Origin of the sequence: Streptomyces sp. NBC_00344, assembly GCF_036088315.1 — a bacterium.
In the GTDB taxonomy this organism is placed as follows: domain Bacteria; phylum Actinomycetota; class Actinomycetes; order Streptomycetales; family Streptomycetaceae; genus Streptomyces.
On record NZ_CP107996.1, the window covers coordinates 6,735,971 to 6,752,217 of the forward strand.

The following is a 16,247-nucleotide window of genomic DNA, read 5'->3' on the forward strand; positions in this document are numbered from 1 at the left end:
TGGGGCTCGTGGTTGCTTCCGGGTCAGTGTCTGCGGTCCTTGCGCGCCGCCGTACCCACCTTTTCCTTCACGTCTTCCACCACCGACTTGTCCAGCGCGGCCCGCACGAGGGCCGCGGCGAAGACCGCCAGGTGCTCCGTGGCCACCAGCTTCGCCAGATCGCGGGACTTCGTCGGCAGCCCGAGGCGCTGCGCCCCTTGCACAGCCTTGCCGTCGAGGTAGGGCTCCAGCTCGGTCCAGATCCCTTGCACCTCACGCAGGAAGATGTCCGCTCCCGCAGGTCCGATCCCGGGCAGTTCCCGGAGAAGCTCCTGCATGCGTGCGGGGTCACCGCCGGCTTCCTCGCGCAGACGCCGCAGGTCGCCTCCGTATCGCTGCCGGATGAATGCGGCGCCCTTGCCGAGGGTGGTGGACGTGCTCTCGTCGTAGCGCCTGTAGTGGCCCGCGCCCAGTGCGTCCACACGCTGCTGCCAGGTGGCGTCCTGCATACGGCGGGGAGTGCGCATGTCCGCCTCGAACAGTTCACGTGCCGCATCGACGGCGACCGAAGCGCGGATGCGGGCGCTGAGGAGGCAGGCGAGGACGAGCAGTTGGTACAGCGGCTGGGGGGTGTCCCGGAGCCGGATTCCCGCCTGTGAGGCGTAGGTCCGGCCATGGGTGTCGAGCAAGGCGTGGGCGGTTTCGCGGCGTGCGGCCTTGGGGTTCATGCCGTCCTCCCTGACCGCATGTGCGGCGCTTGGACTCCGTACGGCTGAATTGTCTCAAAGCGGGCGGGCAGACGCAGAAGCAGAGGTCAGGCGGATGGGGCGGGTGTCCAACGGTCATCGGCCGGAAGGCCTGGTACGTGCCGGAGAGAATTCGGGCGGACGGGATGGGGTACCGCATAGTCATGAACGACACGTATCGGGTCCGCGCCGGCCGGCGCACGCTCTCCGTGCACCGGCCGGACAAGGTGCTCTTCGGGGACGACGGTCTGACGAAGGCGGATCTCGCCGAGTACTACCGGCGGATCGCCCGGTACATGGTGCCCGAGCTGAAGGGGCGTCCGCTGATGCTGGAACGCCACCCCGAGGGCATCACCGCGCAGCCGCACTTCATGCAGAAGGACACCCCGGAGCACTACCCGGACTGGGTGCACACCACCGAGGTGGCCAAGGAAGGCGGTACCGTCCGGCACACCGTCTGCGACGACTCAGCCACCCTGGTATTCCTCGCCGACCAGGCCTGTGTGTCCTTGCACCGCTGGCTGTCCACCACCGCGCACCTGGAGGCCCCCGACCGCCTGGTGTTCGACCTGGACCCGCCGGGGGACGACTTCGGTGCGGTGCGTCACGCCGCTCGTCTGACGAAGGAACTGCTGGATGAACTGAAGCTTCCCTCCATGCTGATGACCACCGGCTCCAGAGGTCTGCATGTGACGGTCCCGCTCGACGGGCGCACCAGTTTCGACGAATGCCACGCCTTCGCGCGGGACGCGGCCGAAGTCCTGGCCGCCCGGGACCCCGGTCGGCTCACCACCGCCGTTCGCAAGAATCGGCGCGGCGGCCGTCTGTACCTCGACATCCAGCGCAACATCTACGCCCAGACCGCGGTCGCCCCGTGGTCAGTACGCGCCAGGAAGGGGGCACCGGTCGCCGCACCGCTGCCCTGGGACCGTCTCGAGGACCCTGGACTCACCGCTCGGAGCTGGTCGTTGCGTGATGTGGACGCCATCATGGAACTCGCCGGGTCCAAGCCCTGGTCCGGCACTGGCCGAAGGCGGTCCCTCTTGGCGGCACGGCAAAGACTGACCAAGCTGCGCTGAGGGCGAGGACAACATGCTGGAGAAGTCCGCCTGCGCCACGGTCGCCGCCCGGTACGTCGAGACGGCGCAGAAGTCCGTCGAGGTGGGCGTCGGCAAACGGGCCGTCCGTGGTGTCGCGCACTACGCGGTGTGTGCGGGATCTGTACGCGAGTCCTAGCCGCCGGTTCCGTACGCGGCCATGAACATGTCCAGCAGCCCATCGACTGCTTCCGCGTCGACGGGGCGGTTCGACAGCAGGTGGCGGTAGTACAGCGTCCCGCACAGCACCTCGGCGGCGAATTCCAGGTTCACTTCCGCGGCCAGTGCCCCGGTCCGCTGGCCGCGGGTAATCCGGTCGAGGGTGCTCTGTTCGACGGTGGCCAGAAAACGTTCGTGCACTGTCTCCCGCAGCGTGGAGTCGGCCTGCGCCTCGGCGATGACGGCGCGGTAGACGGGACCGATCGGTGGGCTGGAGAGGGCGAGGCTGGAGCGCAGGAACTGTTCGCGCAGATCCGCGCGGACGTCGCCGGTGTCGCGATAGTCGAGGTCGCTGGACCACACGAAACTGAGCGCGTCGAGCAGCAGCGCCGCCTTGGACGGCCAGCGCCGGTAGATCGTGTGTTTTCCGACCCCTGCCCGTCTGGCGACCGCCTCGATGCTCAGGCCCGCGTAACCGACCTCCCCGGACAGGTCGAGGGTTGCCTGGAGGAGTTCTTCGGTACGTGCGGCGCCACGGCGCCGCGGGGTGTCGGGCGTGTCCGTCATGCCATCACCTTATCGGCACGTGACGTGCCGTTGACAATGCCGTCGGATGCGCGCAGTATTCCGTCTCGATCGGCACGACACGTGCCGATGGGGGATGCGATGGCATGTCGCCACCGACCGCCCAGGATTGCGCCATATCCGATCCGCGAGGGGGACCTGCCCGTGAGCAGCACCGAGGGCAACACGCACGAGGGATTCACGGCCGAGGAACGGGCCGCGATGAAGGACCACGCGCAAGAGCTGAAGAAGGCGGCCCGCCGCAGCTCGCGCGCGGACAAGGCAGCGGAGGCCGAGCGGGACGTGCTCGCGAAGATCGCCGAGATGCACGGCTCGGACCGGATCATGGCCGAGCGGGTCCACGCCGTCATCGCCGCCACGGCCCCCGCCCTCGCTCCGAAGCTCTGGTACGGGATGCCCGCCTACGCGCTGGACGGCAAGATCGTCTGCTTCTTCCAGAGCGCGGCGAAGTTCAAGGCGCGTTATGCGACGCTCGGGTTCAGCGACCAGGCGAAGCTGGACGAGGGCACGATGTGGGCGGCCGGTTTCGCCCTGACCGAAGTGACGGCCGAGGTGGAGGCTCGGATCGCCGCTCTCGTGAAGCAGGCGGTGAGCTGACGGGCTGACACCTCCGGCCCCCGCGTATCCATCCAACGGAGCGTCTCTCGGACCGGCATGACGTGTAATCGGGTAGGTGGGCGTGATGTCCGCCCGCGATGCGTCGATCGGATGAGCGAGGCCCGGGCAAGGCAGAGCTGTCTATGATCGATTGCCGAGTTGGCTGCGGCAGCTCCGAACGACCACGCGGCGCGGCGGCCCGGTGGAGAGGGAAGGACACGGGCCATGGGGCAAGGGAAGACAGGACATGAGGCGGTCAGCGTCCTGAAAGACGCGTACGGGGCCTTTGCGTGCGTCGTGACCTCGCTCAGCGACGAGGAGTCCTGGCTGCCGAGTGGATGCGAGGGATGGGCCGTGCGGGATCTCGTCTTCCACTGCGTGGCTGACGCACAGCGGGGACTGGTGGCTCTGCACACACCCGCAGCCGGTCCTTCGGACCGCGATGCCGTCACCTATTGGGCCGACTGGCGGCCGGGCACAGCTGGTGCGGCCAACGGACGGCGGTACACCCGGGTGGGGGCCAGTATGTTCCTGGACTTCGAGCAGTTGCGAGGACTGTACCTGGAGACCGCAGCAGCGGTGCTCACCGCTGCGGAGCGCAGCGATCCCCAGCAACTCGTCGGCACACAGGGACATGTACTCACCGCCGCCGATCTGATGACCACCCTCACCGTCGAGGCCACGGTTCATCACCTGGACCTCGTGGCTGACCTTCCGGAAGCCGCCCCCCGGCCGAGTGCGGCCGGGCTGGCGTGTGTACGGCTCATCCTCGATGGTCTGCTCGGCCATCCGGTACCCGTGAACTGGAGCGACGGGGACTATGCGCGGGCAGCCACAGGCCGGCGGTCACTGACCGCCGCTGAACACCTCGAACTCGGCACCGACGCCGACCGGTTGCCACTGTTCGGATAACCCCGACACTCTCACGCCGAACGTCCGCCCATCACCCCGCGGAACACCGTGCATACGGGCAAGCCCAGGAGGCCGGACCGGGTCCACGCTGAACCGACTCAATGGCCCTCAACGCCGGTACAACCAACATGGCTTATGCCAAGAATCAGGGAGAGCGCATGCTGTTCCGTCCCACGACCGACGCCGATCGCGACCGCGTTGTCGCTGTTACGGTCGACGAACCCATCAGCTGGATTCCCGCCGACCGCTACCTCGATGAACTGGGCCAGGGGATGTACCGGCCGGAGTGGACCTGGATCGCCGAGGACGGCGACCGCGTGGTGGCCCGGGCCCTGTGGTGGGGGCAGCCGGCCAGTGAGTACCCCATTGCCCTGGACTGCCTGCATGTCGATGCCGCGGTCGACGACCGTACGATGGTCGCTGCCGGGCTGCTCACCGCGAGCCTGAAGGCCTTTGCCGAACAGGGCGCGCCCAAACTGCCGCTCTACAACGTGACACTGCCGAACGGCTGGCGCGAGGAGGCATCCGTCACGGACGCACTGGCCTGGCGGCGCGATGCCGCCGTGGCAGCCGGGCTCACCGACGAGGTGGAACGGCTGCGCCTGGAGTGGACGCCGGACGCAGGCCTCCCGACCGGTGGCGGCCTCACCTTCGCCGGGGCCTCGGACGAGGAGTTCCTGCGGGTGTTCCGGCAGGTCGCGGTGGGCAGCCTGGACGGCGAGACCCGCAGGAACCTGGCTGCCAAGGGTGTCGAGGCCACTGCCCGGGACGAGATGGACTTCTATCTCGGCTGTCCGGGGGAGCGCGAGTGGTGGCGGCTGGCCCGCAACGCCCAGGGGGAGACCGTGGGGTTGGCGATCCCGTCGGCGACCCCGTACAACCGCAACGTCGGTTACCTGGGCATCATCCCCGAGTTCCGCGGCCGCGGTTACGTCGACGGTCTGCTCGCCGAGATCACCCGTGTACACGCGGAGGCGGGAGCCGAGCTGATCACAGCCACCACGGACACGGGGAACGCGCCGATGGCCGCCGCCTTCGCCCGGGCCGGCTACCGGACTGCTCAGATCCGGATGATCTACTCGGCGCCGGAATCAGCCGGAACCATGGGGCCGCCGGAGTCATGAGACCCAGTGCCGTGACGCTTCAGGTCCGGAAGCTGACGTCGCGTTCGGGCGAGGCACCGTAGAGGTGGTGCCGGACCGTGCGGGGGACTCGGAAGCAGCGATCCGACTGGCACGTGGTGTTCAGGGGTAGAGCGGGGTAGACCGTAGGCCGGAGACATGAAGGAGGATCTCCAGGTACGCGCGCGTCGCCTGTGCAAGCGCGCAGAAGTCATGTGTCATGTACTGGACATTACGCATGGTCGTAGTGCGTCAAGGAAAAGGGGACCGACGCCATGAACAGATCTGCCTCCCGGGGCCTCGCCCGTGTGAGCCTCGCGCTGGGTGCCGCAGCGGCGTCGACCGTGCTGGTCGCGACGGCGAGTGCGGCGGTGCCGGGGACCGCTGCCGGGGACACGGGAAAGCCCGCCCCCTCTCGCGCCGGCACCGAACGCGGCTGCGCTGTCGCGTACTTCGACCTGGGCGAGACTCTGGTGCACACGGCTGACGACGGGAGTACGAGCTACCAGCCGGGTGCATCCGCCTACCTGCGCACGCTGCGGGAACGCCACATCAAGGTCGGGCTGATCACCAACGTGCCGTCCTCCTGGGGCACGACCGATGCCGAGCGCGCGGCCAGGCTGAAGAAGGAGGTCGACACCAGCTGGAAGGGCTCCGTTCCCTTCGCCTGGGACGACTTCGGCGACCGCATCCTCACCCCGCGCACCGAGGCGGAGCGCAAACCGGCGCCCGCTCTCTGGGAGCGTGCCAGGGCCAACTCCGGCGGCTGCCACCTCGTCTACCAGGCCGAGACGGCCGAGGAGATCGATGCCGCCGCCTCGCTCGGCTACCTCGCCTTCCAGGTCGGGCAACCCTCCCGGCCTGCCTTCCTCCCGGCCCGGCTGATCGAGCTCCTCGCGCACCTGCCGCGCTGACGGCCCGGCCCGGGGAACACGAGCACGACGCGCCGGACGGAACAACACGCCCGCACCCGCGGAAGAAGGTGTGCGGGCGTGTTGCTTCGTCCGGGCGGCGGCCTCGGACCCCTCGGTCGGTCGGTCCGGGTTTCCGAGGATGGTGGCCTGGCGCCCGGGGGTCGCTTCCCTTGCCCGTTGCTGGTGCGGCCTCACTTGTCGGAGGCGGTTCACAGCCGTTTCGACGAGAAGCGCGTTTCTCCCTGCCCCGGGTCGCCGGGTGCCGGAGAAGTGGGCCCCAGGCCGCCAGGTGTTCGCACGGCTGACACTCGTCCTCGCGGAGCTGCGGTTCGCCGGTGCGCTGTGCAGCCCGCGTACCGACTGTCGATCCGCCGTCGTCGCAGGAAACGAGAAGCGGTCAGTGTTATGCCGGTTCCTGCTGGTTTATGGTTGTTCGATGCGACTTGCTCCCTGGTGGGCCTTGCTCTCCTCCGGGTGTGCCCCTGCGCTTCTGGTCGGTGCCTGGACGATTGCGCAATTGCGGCAAGGCCCGGGGTACGACCCTGTGAGGCAGACCCTCAGTGTGCTGGCGTCCTACGGAGCCAGCAGCTACTGGCTCATGACGGCGATACTGTTCGGGCTGGGAACGTGCTACGTGGCCACGGCGCACGGACTTCGTGCGGCGGCATTGGCCGGGCGGTTGGCTCTGGCCGGTGGCGGACTGACGGCGTTCGCGCTGACGCTGGTGCCCGCGCCCACCAGCGGCGGGGCACTGAAGCACGGGACTGTGGCCGGAGTCGGCTTCGTACTGCTTGCGGTGTGGCCTCCGCTGGCTGCCGACCGTAAGAGCAAATCAGCGCCGTGGGGGTTGCGGTTCGGTGTGTCGCTCACGGCGAGTGCGTTGATGTGCGCGAGCGCGGTGTGGTTCCTGGCCGAGCTGAAGAGTGGAGGGGCACCCGGCGTTGCCGAGCGTGTGCTGACTTTCGTTCAGGCGCTGTGGCCCTTCGTGGTGGTCATCTCCTGTCAGCGGCGCCCTGACTGACGCACGTACACAACGGACGGGCGGTGGCCCCCACAGACATGGGGGCCACCGCCTGCGCCGGTTCAGGGGCCGCCGGAGCCGGCCGAGTCAGCGGGTCGGCCGGCGTTGAGCCGACGCAGAGGTCGGCCAGGCGCGCAGATCAGGCGACGTCGAACCGGTCGAGGTTCATCACCTTGTTCCACGCCGCGATGAAGTCGGTCACGAACTTCTCCTGCGCGTCGTCGCTCGCGTAGACCTCGGCGAGCGCGCGCAGTTCGGAGTTCGAGCCGAAGACGAGGTCGGCACGGCTGCCGGTCCAGGTGATCTCGCCGGTCGCGGCGTCGCGGCCCTCGTACGTGTTCGCGTCATCGGACGTCGCGTGCCACGTCGTGCCGAGGTCGAGCAGGTTGACGAAGAAGTCGTTGGTCAGGACCCCGGAGGTCGAGGTCAGGACACCGAGCTGCGACTGCTGGGAGTTCGCGCCCAGCACGCGCAGCCCACCGACAAGAACGGTCATCTCGGGGGCGCTCAGGGACAGCAGGTTGGCCCGGTCGATCAGCAGGTACTCGGCCGGCAGCAGGCTGCCCTTGCCGAGATAGTTGCGGAATCCGTCGGCGGCCGGCTCGATGGCGGAGAAGGACTCCACATCGGTGTGCTCCTCCGTGGCGTCGACGCGGCCCGGGGTGAACGGCACCTCGACGTCGTGGCCGGCGTCCCTGGCGGCCTTCTCGACGGCCGCGTTGCCGCCGAGCACGATCAGGTCGGCCAGGGAGACCTTCTTGGCACCGGAGTTGAACTCCTGCTGGACGCCTTCCAGCGCGCGCAGCACGGTCGCCAGCCGGTCGGGGTCGTTGGCCGCCCAGCCGCGCTGCGGCTCGAGGCGGATACGGGCGCCGTTGGCGCCCCCGCGACGGTCGGTGTGGCGGAACGTGGAGGCCGACGCCCACGCGGTGAAGACCAGGTCCGCGACGGACGGCCCCGAGGCGAGGATCTTCGTCTTGAGGGCGGTGACATCCTCGGCCCCGATGATGTCGTGGTCCGCGTCCGGCAGCGGGTCCTGCCAGATCAGGACCTCTTCCGGGACCTCCGGGCCGAGGAGGAGCGACTTCGGGCCCATGTCGCGGTGGGTCAGCTTGTACCAGGCGCGGGCGAAGGCGTCGGCGAACTGGTCGGGGTTCTCGTGGAAGTTGCGGGAGATCGGTCCGTAGACCGGGTCGACGCGCAGCGCCAGGTCCGTGGTGAGCATCGTCGGGGCGATCCTCTTCGAGGAGTCGTGCGCGTGCGGGACTGTGCCCTCGCCCGCGCCGTCCTTCGGCTTCCACTGGTGGGCCCCGGCCGGGCTCTTGGTCAGCTCCCACTCGTAGCCGAAGAGGTTGTCGAAGAAGCCGTTGCTCCACCTGGTGGGCTCGTTGGACCAGGTGGCCTCCAGGCCGGAGGTGATGGTGTTGGCGCCCTTGCCGGTGCTGTAGGTGCTCTTCCAGCCGAGACCCTGCTCTTCGAGCGAAGCGGCCTCAGGGTCCAGTCCGACGCTGTCCGCAGGGCCGGCGCCGTGGGTCTTGCCGAAGGTGTGACCGCCGGCGATGAGGGCGACGGTCTCCTCGTCGTTCATCGCCATGCGGCGGAACGTCTCACGGATGTCGCGGGCCGATGCGAGCGGGTCCGGATTGCCGTTGGGACCCTCCGGGTTGACGTAGATGAGGCCCATCTGGACCGCTCCGAGTGGATTCTCGAGCTCACGGTCGCCGGTGTAGCGCTGGTCATCGAGCCAGGCGGTCTCTGGACCCCAGTAGACGTCCTCCTCCGGCTCCCAGACGTCCTCGCGTCCACCCGCGTAGCCGAAGGTCTCGAAGCCCATCGACTCCAGGGCGACGTTGCCCGCCAGGATCAGCAGGTCGGCCCAGGAGATGTTCTGGCCGTACTTCTTCTTCACCGGCCACAGCAGGCGACGGGCCTTGTCGAGGTTGGCGTTGTCGGGCCAGCTGTTGAGGGGAGCGAAGCGCTGCTGGCCCGATCCCGCCCCGCCGCGGCCGTCGCTGATCCGGTAGGTGCCCGCACTGTGCCACGCCATCCGGATCATGAGCGGGCCGTAGTGGCCGAAGTCCGCGGGCCACCATTCCTGAGAGGTCGTCAGCACCTCTTCGATGTCCTGCTTCACCGCGGGAAGGTCGAGGGCCTTGAACGCCTCGGCGTAGTCGAACTCCTCGCCGAGGGGATTGCCCGACGCGGGATTCGCGGCAAGAATTTTCACGTTGAGCCGGTCCGGCCACCACTGGCGGTTTCCACCGCCCTGTGTGGGGTGCGGGGCGCGCGCCCCGTGCGCGACCGGGCAGCCCTCCGCGCCCTCCATTTTGGCGTCCGTAACGATTGCTTCATGGTTCTCAGACATGGGAATCCTTCCAGGCCGGGCGGATCGCAGCTCAGGAACTGCGCATGGGGGGTGGTGATGCTGCTGGGACGGCGGAGGTTCGGGTCACGGCGGGTCGCTCGGGTTTCGGTCTCTGCCGCAGCGGGAGAGGCGGGACGGTCGTCGGGCGCGGTCGTGCCGCGTGGCCGGTCGGCGCCGGGGAGGTTACGCACCACCTCGCGACGCGGGGCTCGGCCGTCATGGCCGCTTCGTCCAGCGAACCGGCTCGGCTCGCCGAACGGTGGGACGCGATGCGGTGCACGTGTCCCGTCGCGGTGAACACCGGGCGGTCGTCCGTCACGGCGCGCAGACGATTACGGCTCAGGTGACTGCCCCCGGCGGAGGCCACCGCAATGCCACGGCGGACACGGCCCGGGACGGTCCACGTCACCGGCCTGGACAGTGTGGGCCACCGTCCCGAGGGAGGGGTCCGGTCGATCCCGGACGGTCCCGAGCGGCGCCGCGCGGCGCGGGCGACCCGCTTGCGCAGCCCGGTGCCGGGCGACTTCCCGGCGCGGGTTTCGCCACGCCCTCGTCTTCCTGCCGCATCGGACTCTCCTGTACTTTCATCGGTGCCGGAACCGATCCTACGATCGACAGAGTCCAAGTCAAGAAGTAACCCAAACCTGTGGTCGATCGGAATGCGTGCACGCGTAAGGCCGTACAGCCCGCCGGACGTGAAGAGGTGTGAGCCGACATGAGTGACCTGCTGGAGCGACTGCGAGGGCGTGGCTGGCGCATGACCGCGCAGCGGCGTGTCGTTGCGGAGGTGCTGAACGGAGATCATGTGCATCTCACGGCCGACGAGGTACTCGCCCGCGCGACACGGCGACTTCCTGAGATCTCCCGGGCGACCGTCTACAACACCCTGGGCGAACTGGTCTCCCTCGGCGAGGTCCTGGAGTTCTCCACGGACGGCCGGGCCAAGCGATACGACCCCAACGCGCACCATCCGCACCATCACATGGTGTGCTCCGGCTGCGGCACCATCCGCGACGTGCACCCCACCGGCGATCCGCTGGCCGATCTGCCGTCAGGCGAACGGTTCGGATTCATGGTCTCGGCGGTCGAGGTCACGTACCGCGGCCTGTGTCCGTCCTGCGCCTGACACGCGGTGCGCCGATCGTCCTCGGCCACGGGCGTCGGACGCCGTGGGACCGCGTCGGCGGCGTCCTGCCGGCCACCCCGGCAGGACGCCGCACATCGCGTACCCGGGATTCCGGCGTCTGCGAGACGGACATCGTCCTTCCGGAGCCGAAGCCTCTGATCTTCGATGTCCGTCAGAGCGGATCAAGCTCGGGGACCGGCTCCCTCGGTGCCGCGGGCAGGGCCGGGACCTGCTTCGTCCTGGGGCCGAAGACTGCCAGGACGAGCGAGCCGAGCAGCCAGGTGCCCGCGATGAAGAAGAAGACGCTCCGGTAGCCGGAGCCGTTGTACAGACCGGCGATGATCAGCGGGCCTGCCGCGTTGGACAGGCGCCCGAGGCCGTACGAGATCCCGGTGCCGAGTGAGCGGCCGTGTGTGTCGAACAGCTCGGGCGAGTACGCGTAACCCAGCGCCGTGTAGCCGCGCTCGAAGAGGTTGACGAGGAAGCCGAAGACGACGATCAGAACCGGATTGAACGTCAGCCCGTAGAACAGGCCGCACAGCGCGATGACCGCACCGAACGCCACCAGGCACCACTTGCGCTCGAACCTGTCGGTCACCAGGGCTGCCAGGTAGGAGCCCAGGGGCGCGCCGACCGTGCTGAGCGCCACGTAGAAGACGGACTTCTCGACGCTGAATCCTTCCTTGGCGAGCAGCGTCGGCGCCCAGCTCGAGTAGCCGAAGAATCCGATGGTCTGGGTGACCCACAGCACCACGAGCAGCAGCGTCGGCCAGAGGTATTTCCTCTGGAGCAGCATGCGCAGCGGCGCCTTCTCGCGTACGGGGGCCTCGACAGGCGGCGCTGCGTCGGCGAGGGGCCCCTTCTCGGCGGCGACCTGCTTCTCGATCGCGGTGAGTACGGCGTCGGCCGCGGCGTGGTCGCCCTTGTTCTCGTACCAGCGCGGAGACTCCTTCAGGTGCCGCGCGAAGAACAGGTAAGCGATGCCGAGAGCACCCCACAGGTAGACCAGCCGCCACGACCAGTCGTTGAGCGGTACGACGGCGCTGGCGATGAAGTTCGTGACGGGGGTGCCGCAGATGCCGATGACGATGGCGTACGCCTGGAACTTTCCGCGCACCGCGGCCGGGAACATCTCGCTGACGTAGATGACGGCTACGACGGTCATCGCGGACAGTCCCGCCGAGGTCAGCACCCGGAAGACACCGAGCGAGACGAGATCCCACGAGAACACCGACGTGAGGGAGAAGACGCCGAACCACAGGGTGGTGATGTTGAGCGCGGTCTTGCGGCCCCAGCGGTCCGCCAGCCAGGCGGCGACGACGGATCCGGCGAACATGCCGACGAACGACAGGGACGTGACGTACGCCACCTGGTTCACCGTGATGCCCCAGAGCTTGATGAGCCGGGGGGCGGTGACCGCGAAGCTGTTGATGTCCGCGAATTCGAAGAAGTAGGCGAAGGAGACGGCTACCAGGGTTATCTTGTGGAATTTCGAGATCGGTAGCCGGTCGAGCCGGTTCTTGGCGTTGGAGTTCAGCATGGGCAGGCCCTTTGCGAGAATGAATGTGGAAGGGGCTCAGACACCTTCGCCGGGCCAGTAGAGCCGCATCGGATTGTCCACGAGCAGCTTGTGCCGCAATTCGGAGGTTACGGCCACCCGTGGCACGTAGTCGACAAGCAGCGCGTCGTCCGGCATGTGACCGGTGAGATTGGGATGCGGCCAGTCGGTGCCCCACAGCACGGATTCCGGGAATTCCTCGACGACCCGCCGCCCGAACGGGACGACGTCGGCATACGGGTCCAGTTCGCCGTTGACAGCCGGGCGCCCCGTGGCGGTGAGCCGCTCGGGGCAGGTCACCTTCACCCATGCGTCGTTACGGTCCACGAAACGCAGAAAGCGCGTGAATTCAGGGCCGCCGACGGGCTGCCTCACATCGGGGCGCCCCAGGTGATCGATCACGAGTGGGGCAGGCAGCGACGCGAAGAACCCTTCGAGTTCTTCGAGGTCCGCGCTCTCGAAGTAGATGACGATGTGCCATCCGAGCGGGGCGATCCGCGCGGCGACCGCCGCCAGCTCCTCTTTCGGCGCGGCGTTGACCAGGCGCTTCAGAAAGTTGAAACGGACCCCGCGCACACCGGCCGCGGCCAGCTCGGCGAGCTCGGCGTCGGTGACGCCGGGACGGACCGTGGCGATGCCGCGCGCCCGGCCGCCCGACGCGCGGACAGCGTCGACCATGGCGCTGTTGTCGGCGCCGTGACAGGTGGCCTGGACGATGACGTTGCGGCTGATGCCCAGGTGGTCACGGAGCGCGAAGAGCTGCTCCTTGCCCGCATCGCACGGGGTGTACTTACGCTCGGGGGCGTACGGGAATTGCGCGCCGGGCCCGAAGACGTGGCAGTGGGCATCGACGGTCCCCGCCGGGAGGGTGTGGGCGGGCGTGGACGGATCCGCGTACCAGTCGAGCCACCCAGGACTCTTGCTGAACGGACCGGAAGGGCCGGAGGGCGTGTGCGGCGCAAGGGGGCCGGAGGGCGCGTTCATGAGGTCCGACCCTCGGTCCGCTCGCCGACGTACCGGAGCCCGGCGGCCCGCAGCGGCTCTCGCATGCCGTACATGTCGAGGCCCAGCTCACCCGCCGCGAACCGGCGCCGCTTGTCCTCCTCGTTCGACTCGCGCCTGAGGCCCGTCTCCGCGACCTCGCCCGCGCGGCCGGCCGGTACGACCGCCACGCCGTCCGCGTCAGCGACGACGACGTCACCGGGGTGGACAAGAGCGCCCGCGCACACCACGGGGATGTTGACCGACCCGAGGGTCGCCTTCACGGTGCCCTTGGCGTGCACGGCCCGGCTGAAGACGGGGAAGTCCATCTCCGCCAGGGCGGCGACGTCGCGGCAGCCGCCGTCAATGACGAGGCCGGCGGCGCCGCGTGCGCGTGCCGACGTCGCCAGCAACTCGCCGAAGAAGCCGTCCTCGTTCTCGGTGGTGCAGGCGGCCACGAGGACGTCGCCCGGCTCCAGCTGCTCGACGGCGACGTGCAGCATCCAGTTGTCGCCCGGCTGAAGCAGTACGGTCACAGCGGTTCCGCAGAACGCGGCACCGTCGTAGACCGGCCGGATGTAGGGGCGCATCAGGCCGGTGCGCCCCATCGCCTCGTGGACGGTGCTGACGCCCAGCGGGGCCAGCGCCGTCACATCGGCACCGGATGCGCGGGAAATGTCCTGGTGGACGACTCCCAGTTCGTACATGGTTCTGTGCTCCTCTGCGTCAACGCCCCTGCTGCTTCAGCAGGGTGTTGAGTCGCGGGTAGACGGCGCGGACGTTGTGTTCCTGGATGTCGGCGACCTCGGCTGAGGTCAGCCCGGCGGCCTCGACGTAGCGGCGCGTGTCGTCGAAGTGGTGGCCCGAGCACGGGTCGATGTCACGGACGGCGCCGATCATCTCCGAGGCGAAGAGGATGTTGCGCCGGGGCACGACGTCGAGCAGCAGGTCGATGCCCGGCTGGTGGTAGACGCAGGTGTCGAAGAAGACATTGCCGAGAACGTGCTCCTCCAGTGGCGGCTTCCCGAGCGCCATCGCGAGGCCCCGGAACCTCCCCCAGTGGTACGGGACGGCGCCGCCGCCGTGCGGGACCACCAGGCGGAGTGTGGGGAAGTCGGCGAACAGGTCGCCCTGGACGAGCTGCATGAACGCAGTGGTGTCGGCGTTCAGGTAGTGCGCGCCTGTGGTGTGAAAGGCGGGGTTGACGCTGGTGCTGACGTGCACCATCGCCGGGATGTCGTACTCGACGAGCTTCTCGTACAGCGGGTACCAGGAGCGGTCCGTCAGCGGAGGCGCCGTCCAGTCGCCGCCCGACGGGTCCGGGTTCAGGTTGATCGCGACGGCTCCGTACTCCTCCACGCTCCTGACGATCTCCGGCACACAGGTGGCGGGGTCCACGCCCGGCGACTGCGGCAGCATCGCGGCGGGCACGAAGCGCTCCGGGTAGAGCTCGGCGACGCGGTGGCAGAGTTCGTTGCAGATCGCCGCCCAGCGGGAGGAGACCGAGAAGTCGCCTATGTGGTGAGCCATGAAGGAGGCGCGGGGCGAGAAGATCGTGACGTCGATGCCACGCTCGTCCATCACGCGCAGCTGGTTTCCCTCGATGCTGTCCCGCAGCTCGTCGTCGCTGATACGCAGGTCTGCGCGATCAGGTACCGCGGATGGGTCGGTGAGCCCGGCGATCTGCCGCTCGCGCCACCCGCCGAGCGCGGGCGGGGCAGTGGTGTAGTGGCCGTGGCAATCAATGATCATTGCTGTTCTCTCCCGGGTGACGCGGTGCTGTCTGGGGAAGGCGTGGTGCCCGCAGGCGGGACAGCGTGCGAAAGGCGGTTCGGGACCATGGAGGCGCCGGCCATGATCAGGCGGGCGGTCCGCAGCAGAGCCGACTTGGTGACGCGCTGGGCGTCGGCCGGGTCCAGGCCGAGTTCGACGCTGAACTCGCCGGCCGGGTGCTCGACGGAGACGGTGATCTCCGTGGGGTGGGTGCCGTTGCCGGGGCTGAAGCTGCCGCCCGCCCGTGCCACCTGGTGGGCTACGGTCCCGTCCAGGACACACGCCGTCGCGGCGGTGACGGCGGCCAGGACGCCGATCGACTCGTGGCAGACGTGCGGGATGAAGCTGCGCGTGGTGATCGTGCCGCCGTGGGCAGGGGGCGCGACGAGCGTCATCTTCGGATAGTTCTTCGCGGTCACGTCCCCGAGACCCATCAGCTTCCCGCAGGTCAGGCGCAGTTCCTCGACACGGACCTTGAGCTCGTCGTCGGTGTTGAGGTCGGCCGCGGACTCGTAGCCGGTGCGGCCCAGGGCGGCGGCCTCCACGATCACCAGGGGCTGGCCGTTGTCGATGCAGGTGACGTCGATGGGACCGACGCCCGCGATCTCGACGCGGTCCCTGACACGGTCTGTGGGGAGCAGGGAATCGCACACGGAACCGGCTGTGTCGAGAAAGTTGATCACGACAGGGGCGGCGGTGCCGGGGACCCCGTCGATGCGGGCGTCGCCTCCGTACACGACGTAGCGGCGGCCGTCCTCGCCGAGCGGGGTGCGCACGCTGATGTCGGCGGTAAGCCCGGTGTTCAGGGTATGGACGCGCGCCGTGGTGAGGTCGCCACCGGGCGCCAGCAGGCCCGACTCGATGGCGAACGGGACAACGGCCGCCAGCATGTTGCCACAGTTCGGCGTGGTGTCCACCCTGTCGCTGTCGGGCTGGAGCTGGCAGAACAGGAACTCCAGATCGATACCGTCCCGGTCGCTGCGGTCCACGATTCCGGCTTTGCTGGTCAGCGGGTGGGCGCCGCCGAGCCCATCGATCTGACGGGGATCGGGCGAGCCCATCACGGCCAGCAGGACAGCGTCGCGGTCTCCGGTCCCGGCGGGCAGGTCGCCGGCCCGGAAGAACGGGCCGTGCGAGGTGCCGCCGCGCAGAATCCAGCAGGGGACTGTGGCCTGCCTCTCCGCTGATGGCGGACCGAAGACGTCCGCAGGGCGGGCCGTCGTGGGCTGCGTCATTGCTCTCCCCTCGCTGGTGATGCCCGTCAACATAACTATCGACGAGATTGTTGACAATAGTTTTGATGAAAAAGTCAC

The 16,247-nt window shown here is 68.7% G+C and carries 16 protein-coding genes; 8 read left to right on the forward strand and 8 right to left on the reverse strand.

Features of this window, described 5'->3' with window-relative positions; genetic code table 11:
- Positions 1-23: 23 nt before the first annotated feature.
- Complete coding sequence (locus tag OHS16_RS30445; protein WP_328540463.1) at positions 24-707, reverse strand: endonuclease; 684 nt, start codon at positions 705-707, stop codon at positions 24-26.
- A 182-nt stretch (positions 708-889) separates the two neighbouring features.
- Between OHS16_RS30445 and ligD the strand changes: the two genes are divergently transcribed.
- Together ligD and OHS16_RS30455 are read left to right on the forward strand one after the other, a co-directional pair.
- Entirely contained in the window at positions 890-1,804 is a 915-nt protein-coding gene (ligD, locus tag OHS16_RS30450) for a non-homologous end-joining DNA ligase (RefSeq protein WP_328540464.1), read from the forward strand.
- A 13-nt stretch (positions 1,805-1,817) separates the two neighbouring features.
- Entirely contained in the window at positions 1,818-1,961 is a 144-nt protein-coding gene (locus OHS16_RS30455; RefSeq protein WP_328540465.1) for a hypothetical protein, read from the forward strand.
- Here the strand turns inward: OHS16_RS30455 and OHS16_RS30460 are convergent.
- Entirely contained in the window at positions 1,958-2,548 is a 591-nt protein-coding gene (locus OHS16_RS30460) for a TetR/AcrR family transcriptional regulator (protein WP_328540466.1), read from the reverse strand. The two genes, OHS16_RS30455 and OHS16_RS30460, sit on opposite strands and share 4 nt — an antisense overlap.
- 219 nt (positions 2,549-2,767) lie before the next feature.
- Here OHS16_RS30460 and OHS16_RS30465 point away from each other — a divergent pair, with 219 nt between their 5' ends.
- The 5 genes from OHS16_RS30465 to OHS16_RS30485 all read left to right on the forward strand — a co-directional run bounded on the left by OHS16_RS30465 (position 2,768) and on the right by OHS16_RS30485 (position 7,131).
- Positions 2,768-3,163 carry an iron chaperone gene (locus OHS16_RS30465; protein ID WP_443042809.1) on the forward strand — a complete coding sequence of 132 codons (396 nt, stop codon included), beginning with the start codon at positions 2,768-2,770 and terminating at the stop codon, positions 3,161-3,163.
- Between the two features lie 225 nt (positions 3,164-3,388).
- The gene (locus OHS16_RS30470) at positions 3,389-4,075 is read left to right on the forward strand and encodes a maleylpyruvate isomerase N-terminal domain-containing protein (RefSeq protein WP_328540468.1); all 687 of its coding nucleotides are present in this window, start codon (positions 3,389-3,391) and stop codon (positions 4,073-4,075) included.
- A gap of 158 nt (positions 4,076-4,233) precedes the next feature.
- Positions 4,234-5,199, forward strand: a complete 966-nt coding sequence (locus tag OHS16_RS30475) for a GNAT family N-acetyltransferase (RefSeq protein WP_328540469.1) — start codon at positions 4,234-4,236, stop codon at positions 5,197-5,199.
- Positions 5,200-5,471: 272 nt separating this feature from the next.
- Complete coding sequence (locus OHS16_RS30480; RefSeq protein WP_328540470.1) at positions 5,472-6,110, forward strand: hypothetical protein; 639 nt, start codon at positions 5,472-5,474, stop codon at positions 6,108-6,110.
- Positions 6,111-6,546: 436 nt separating this feature from the next.
- Entirely contained in the window at positions 6,547-7,131 is a 585-nt protein-coding gene (locus OHS16_RS30485; protein WP_328540471.1) for a DUF998 domain-containing protein, read from the forward strand.
- 139 nt (positions 7,132-7,270) lie between these two features.
- On the opposite strand, the gene katG is transcribed toward OHS16_RS30485, so the two are convergent.
- Entirely contained in the window at positions 7,271-9,496 is a 2,226-nt protein-coding gene (katG, locus tag OHS16_RS30490) for a catalase/peroxidase HPI (protein WP_328540472.1), read from the reverse strand.
- 715 nt (positions 9,497-10,211) lie between these two features.
- Between katG and OHS16_RS30495 the strand changes: the two genes are divergently transcribed.
- Positions 10,212-10,622 (forward strand): Fur family transcriptional regulator, encoded by a 411-nt coding sequence (locus OHS16_RS30495; protein WP_328540473.1) that lies wholly within the window; start codon positions 10,212-10,214, stop codon positions 10,620-10,622.
- A 172-nt stretch (positions 10,623-10,794) separates the two neighbouring features.
- Here OHS16_RS30495 and OHS16_RS30500 read toward each other — a convergent pair whose 3' ends face one another.
- From OHS16_RS30500 to OHS16_RS30520, 5 genes are read right to left on the reverse strand one after another with little or no spacing between them, the layout of a single operon-like run.
- Complete coding sequence (locus tag OHS16_RS30500) at positions 10,795-12,162, reverse strand: MFS transporter (RefSeq protein ID WP_328540474.1); 1,368 nt, start codon at positions 12,160-12,162, stop codon at positions 10,795-10,797.
- A 36-nt stretch (positions 12,163-12,198) separates the two neighbouring features.
- A complete protein-coding gene (locus tag OHS16_RS30505; protein ID WP_328540475.1) occupies positions 12,199-13,164 on the reverse strand; it encodes an amidohydrolase family protein in 966 nt (321 codons plus the stop codon).
- Positions 13,161-13,868, reverse strand: a complete 708-nt coding sequence (ligK, locus tag OHS16_RS30510; protein WP_328540476.1) for a 4-carboxy-4-hydroxy-2-oxoadipate aldolase/oxaloacetate decarboxylase — start codon at positions 13,866-13,868, stop codon at positions 13,161-13,163. The genes OHS16_RS30505 and ligK overlap by 4 nt, the downstream gene beginning before the upstream one ends.
- Before the next feature lie 19 nt (positions 13,869-13,887).
- Positions 13,888-14,913: an amidohydrolase family protein gene (locus OHS16_RS30515; RefSeq protein ID WP_328540477.1), complete on the reverse strand. Its 1,026-nt coding sequence runs from the start codon at positions 14,911-14,913 to the stop codon at positions 13,888-13,890.
- Positions 14,910-16,169: a 4-oxalomesaconate tautomerase gene (locus OHS16_RS30520; RefSeq protein WP_328540478.1), complete on the reverse strand. Its 1,260-nt coding sequence runs from the start codon at positions 16,167-16,169 to the stop codon at positions 14,910-14,912. Before OHS16_RS30520 ends, OHS16_RS30515 begins: the two co-directional genes overlap by 4 nt.
- Positions 16,170-16,247: the final 78 nt, after the last annotated feature.

What these genes read in the sequence shown, in the direction of transcription:
- OHS16_RS30460 (WP_328540466.1), bottom strand. Translation starts at nt 2,548, where the DNA reads ATGACGGACACGCCCGACACCCCGCGGCGCCGTGGCGCCGCACGTACC.
- OHS16_RS30470 (WP_328540468.1), top strand. Translation starts at nt 3,389, where the DNA reads ATGGGGCAAGGGAAGACAGGACATGAGGCGGTCAGCGTCCTGAAAGAC.
- OHS16_RS30520 (WP_328540478.1), bottom strand. Translation starts at nt 16,169, where the DNA reads ATGACGCAGCCCACGACGGCCCGCCCTGCGGACGTCTTCGGTCCGCCA.
- OHS16_RS30445 (WP_328540463.1), bottom strand. Translation starts at nt 707, where the DNA reads ATGAACCCCAAGGCCGCACGCCGCGAAACCGCCCACGCCTTGCTCGAC.
- OHS16_RS30455 (WP_328540465.1), top strand. Translation starts at nt 1,818, where the DNA reads ATGCTGGAGAAGTCCGCCTGCGCCACGGTCGCCGCCCGGTACGTCGAG.
- OHS16_RS30465 (WP_443042809.1), top strand. Translation starts at nt 2,768, where the DNA reads ATGAAGGACCACGCGCAAGAGCTGAAGAAGGCGGCCCGCCGCAGCTCG.
- OHS16_RS30495 (WP_328540473.1), top strand. Translation starts at nt 10,212, where the DNA reads ATGAGTGACCTGCTGGAGCGACTGCGAGGGCGTGGCTGGCGCATGACC.
- OHS16_RS30475 (WP_328540469.1), top strand. Translation starts at nt 4,234, where the DNA reads ATGCTGTTCCGTCCCACGACCGACGCCGATCGCGACCGCGTTGTCGCT.
- ligD (WP_328540464.1), top strand. Translation starts at nt 890, where the DNA reads ATGAACGACACGTATCGGGTCCGCGCCGGCCGGCGCACGCTCTCCGTG.
- katG (WP_328540472.1), bottom strand. Translation starts at nt 9,496, where the DNA reads ATGTCTGAGAACCATGAAGCAATCGTTACGGACGCCAAAATGGAGGGC.
- OHS16_RS30485 (WP_328540471.1), top strand. Translation starts at nt 6,547, where the DNA reads ATGCGACTTGCTCCCTGGTGGGCCTTGCTCTCCTCCGGGTGTGCCCCT.
- ligK (WP_328540476.1), bottom strand. Translation starts at nt 13,868, where the DNA reads ATGTACGAACTGGGAGTCGTCCACCAGGACATTTCCCGCGCATCCGGT.
- OHS16_RS30480 (WP_328540470.1), top strand. Translation starts at nt 5,472, where the DNA reads ATGAACAGATCTGCCTCCCGGGGCCTCGCCCGTGTGAGCCTCGCGCTG.
- OHS16_RS30505 (WP_328540475.1), bottom strand. Translation starts at nt 13,164, where the DNA reads ATGAACGCGCCCTCCGGCCCCCTTGCGCCGCACACGCCCTCCGGCCCT.
- OHS16_RS30515 (WP_328540477.1), bottom strand. Translation starts at nt 14,913, where the DNA reads ATGATCATTGATTGCCACGGCCACTACACCACTGCCCCGCCCGCGCTC.
- OHS16_RS30500 (WP_328540474.1), bottom strand. Translation starts at nt 12,162, where the DNA reads ATGCTGAACTCCAACGCCAAGAACCGGCTCGACCGGCTACCGATCTCG.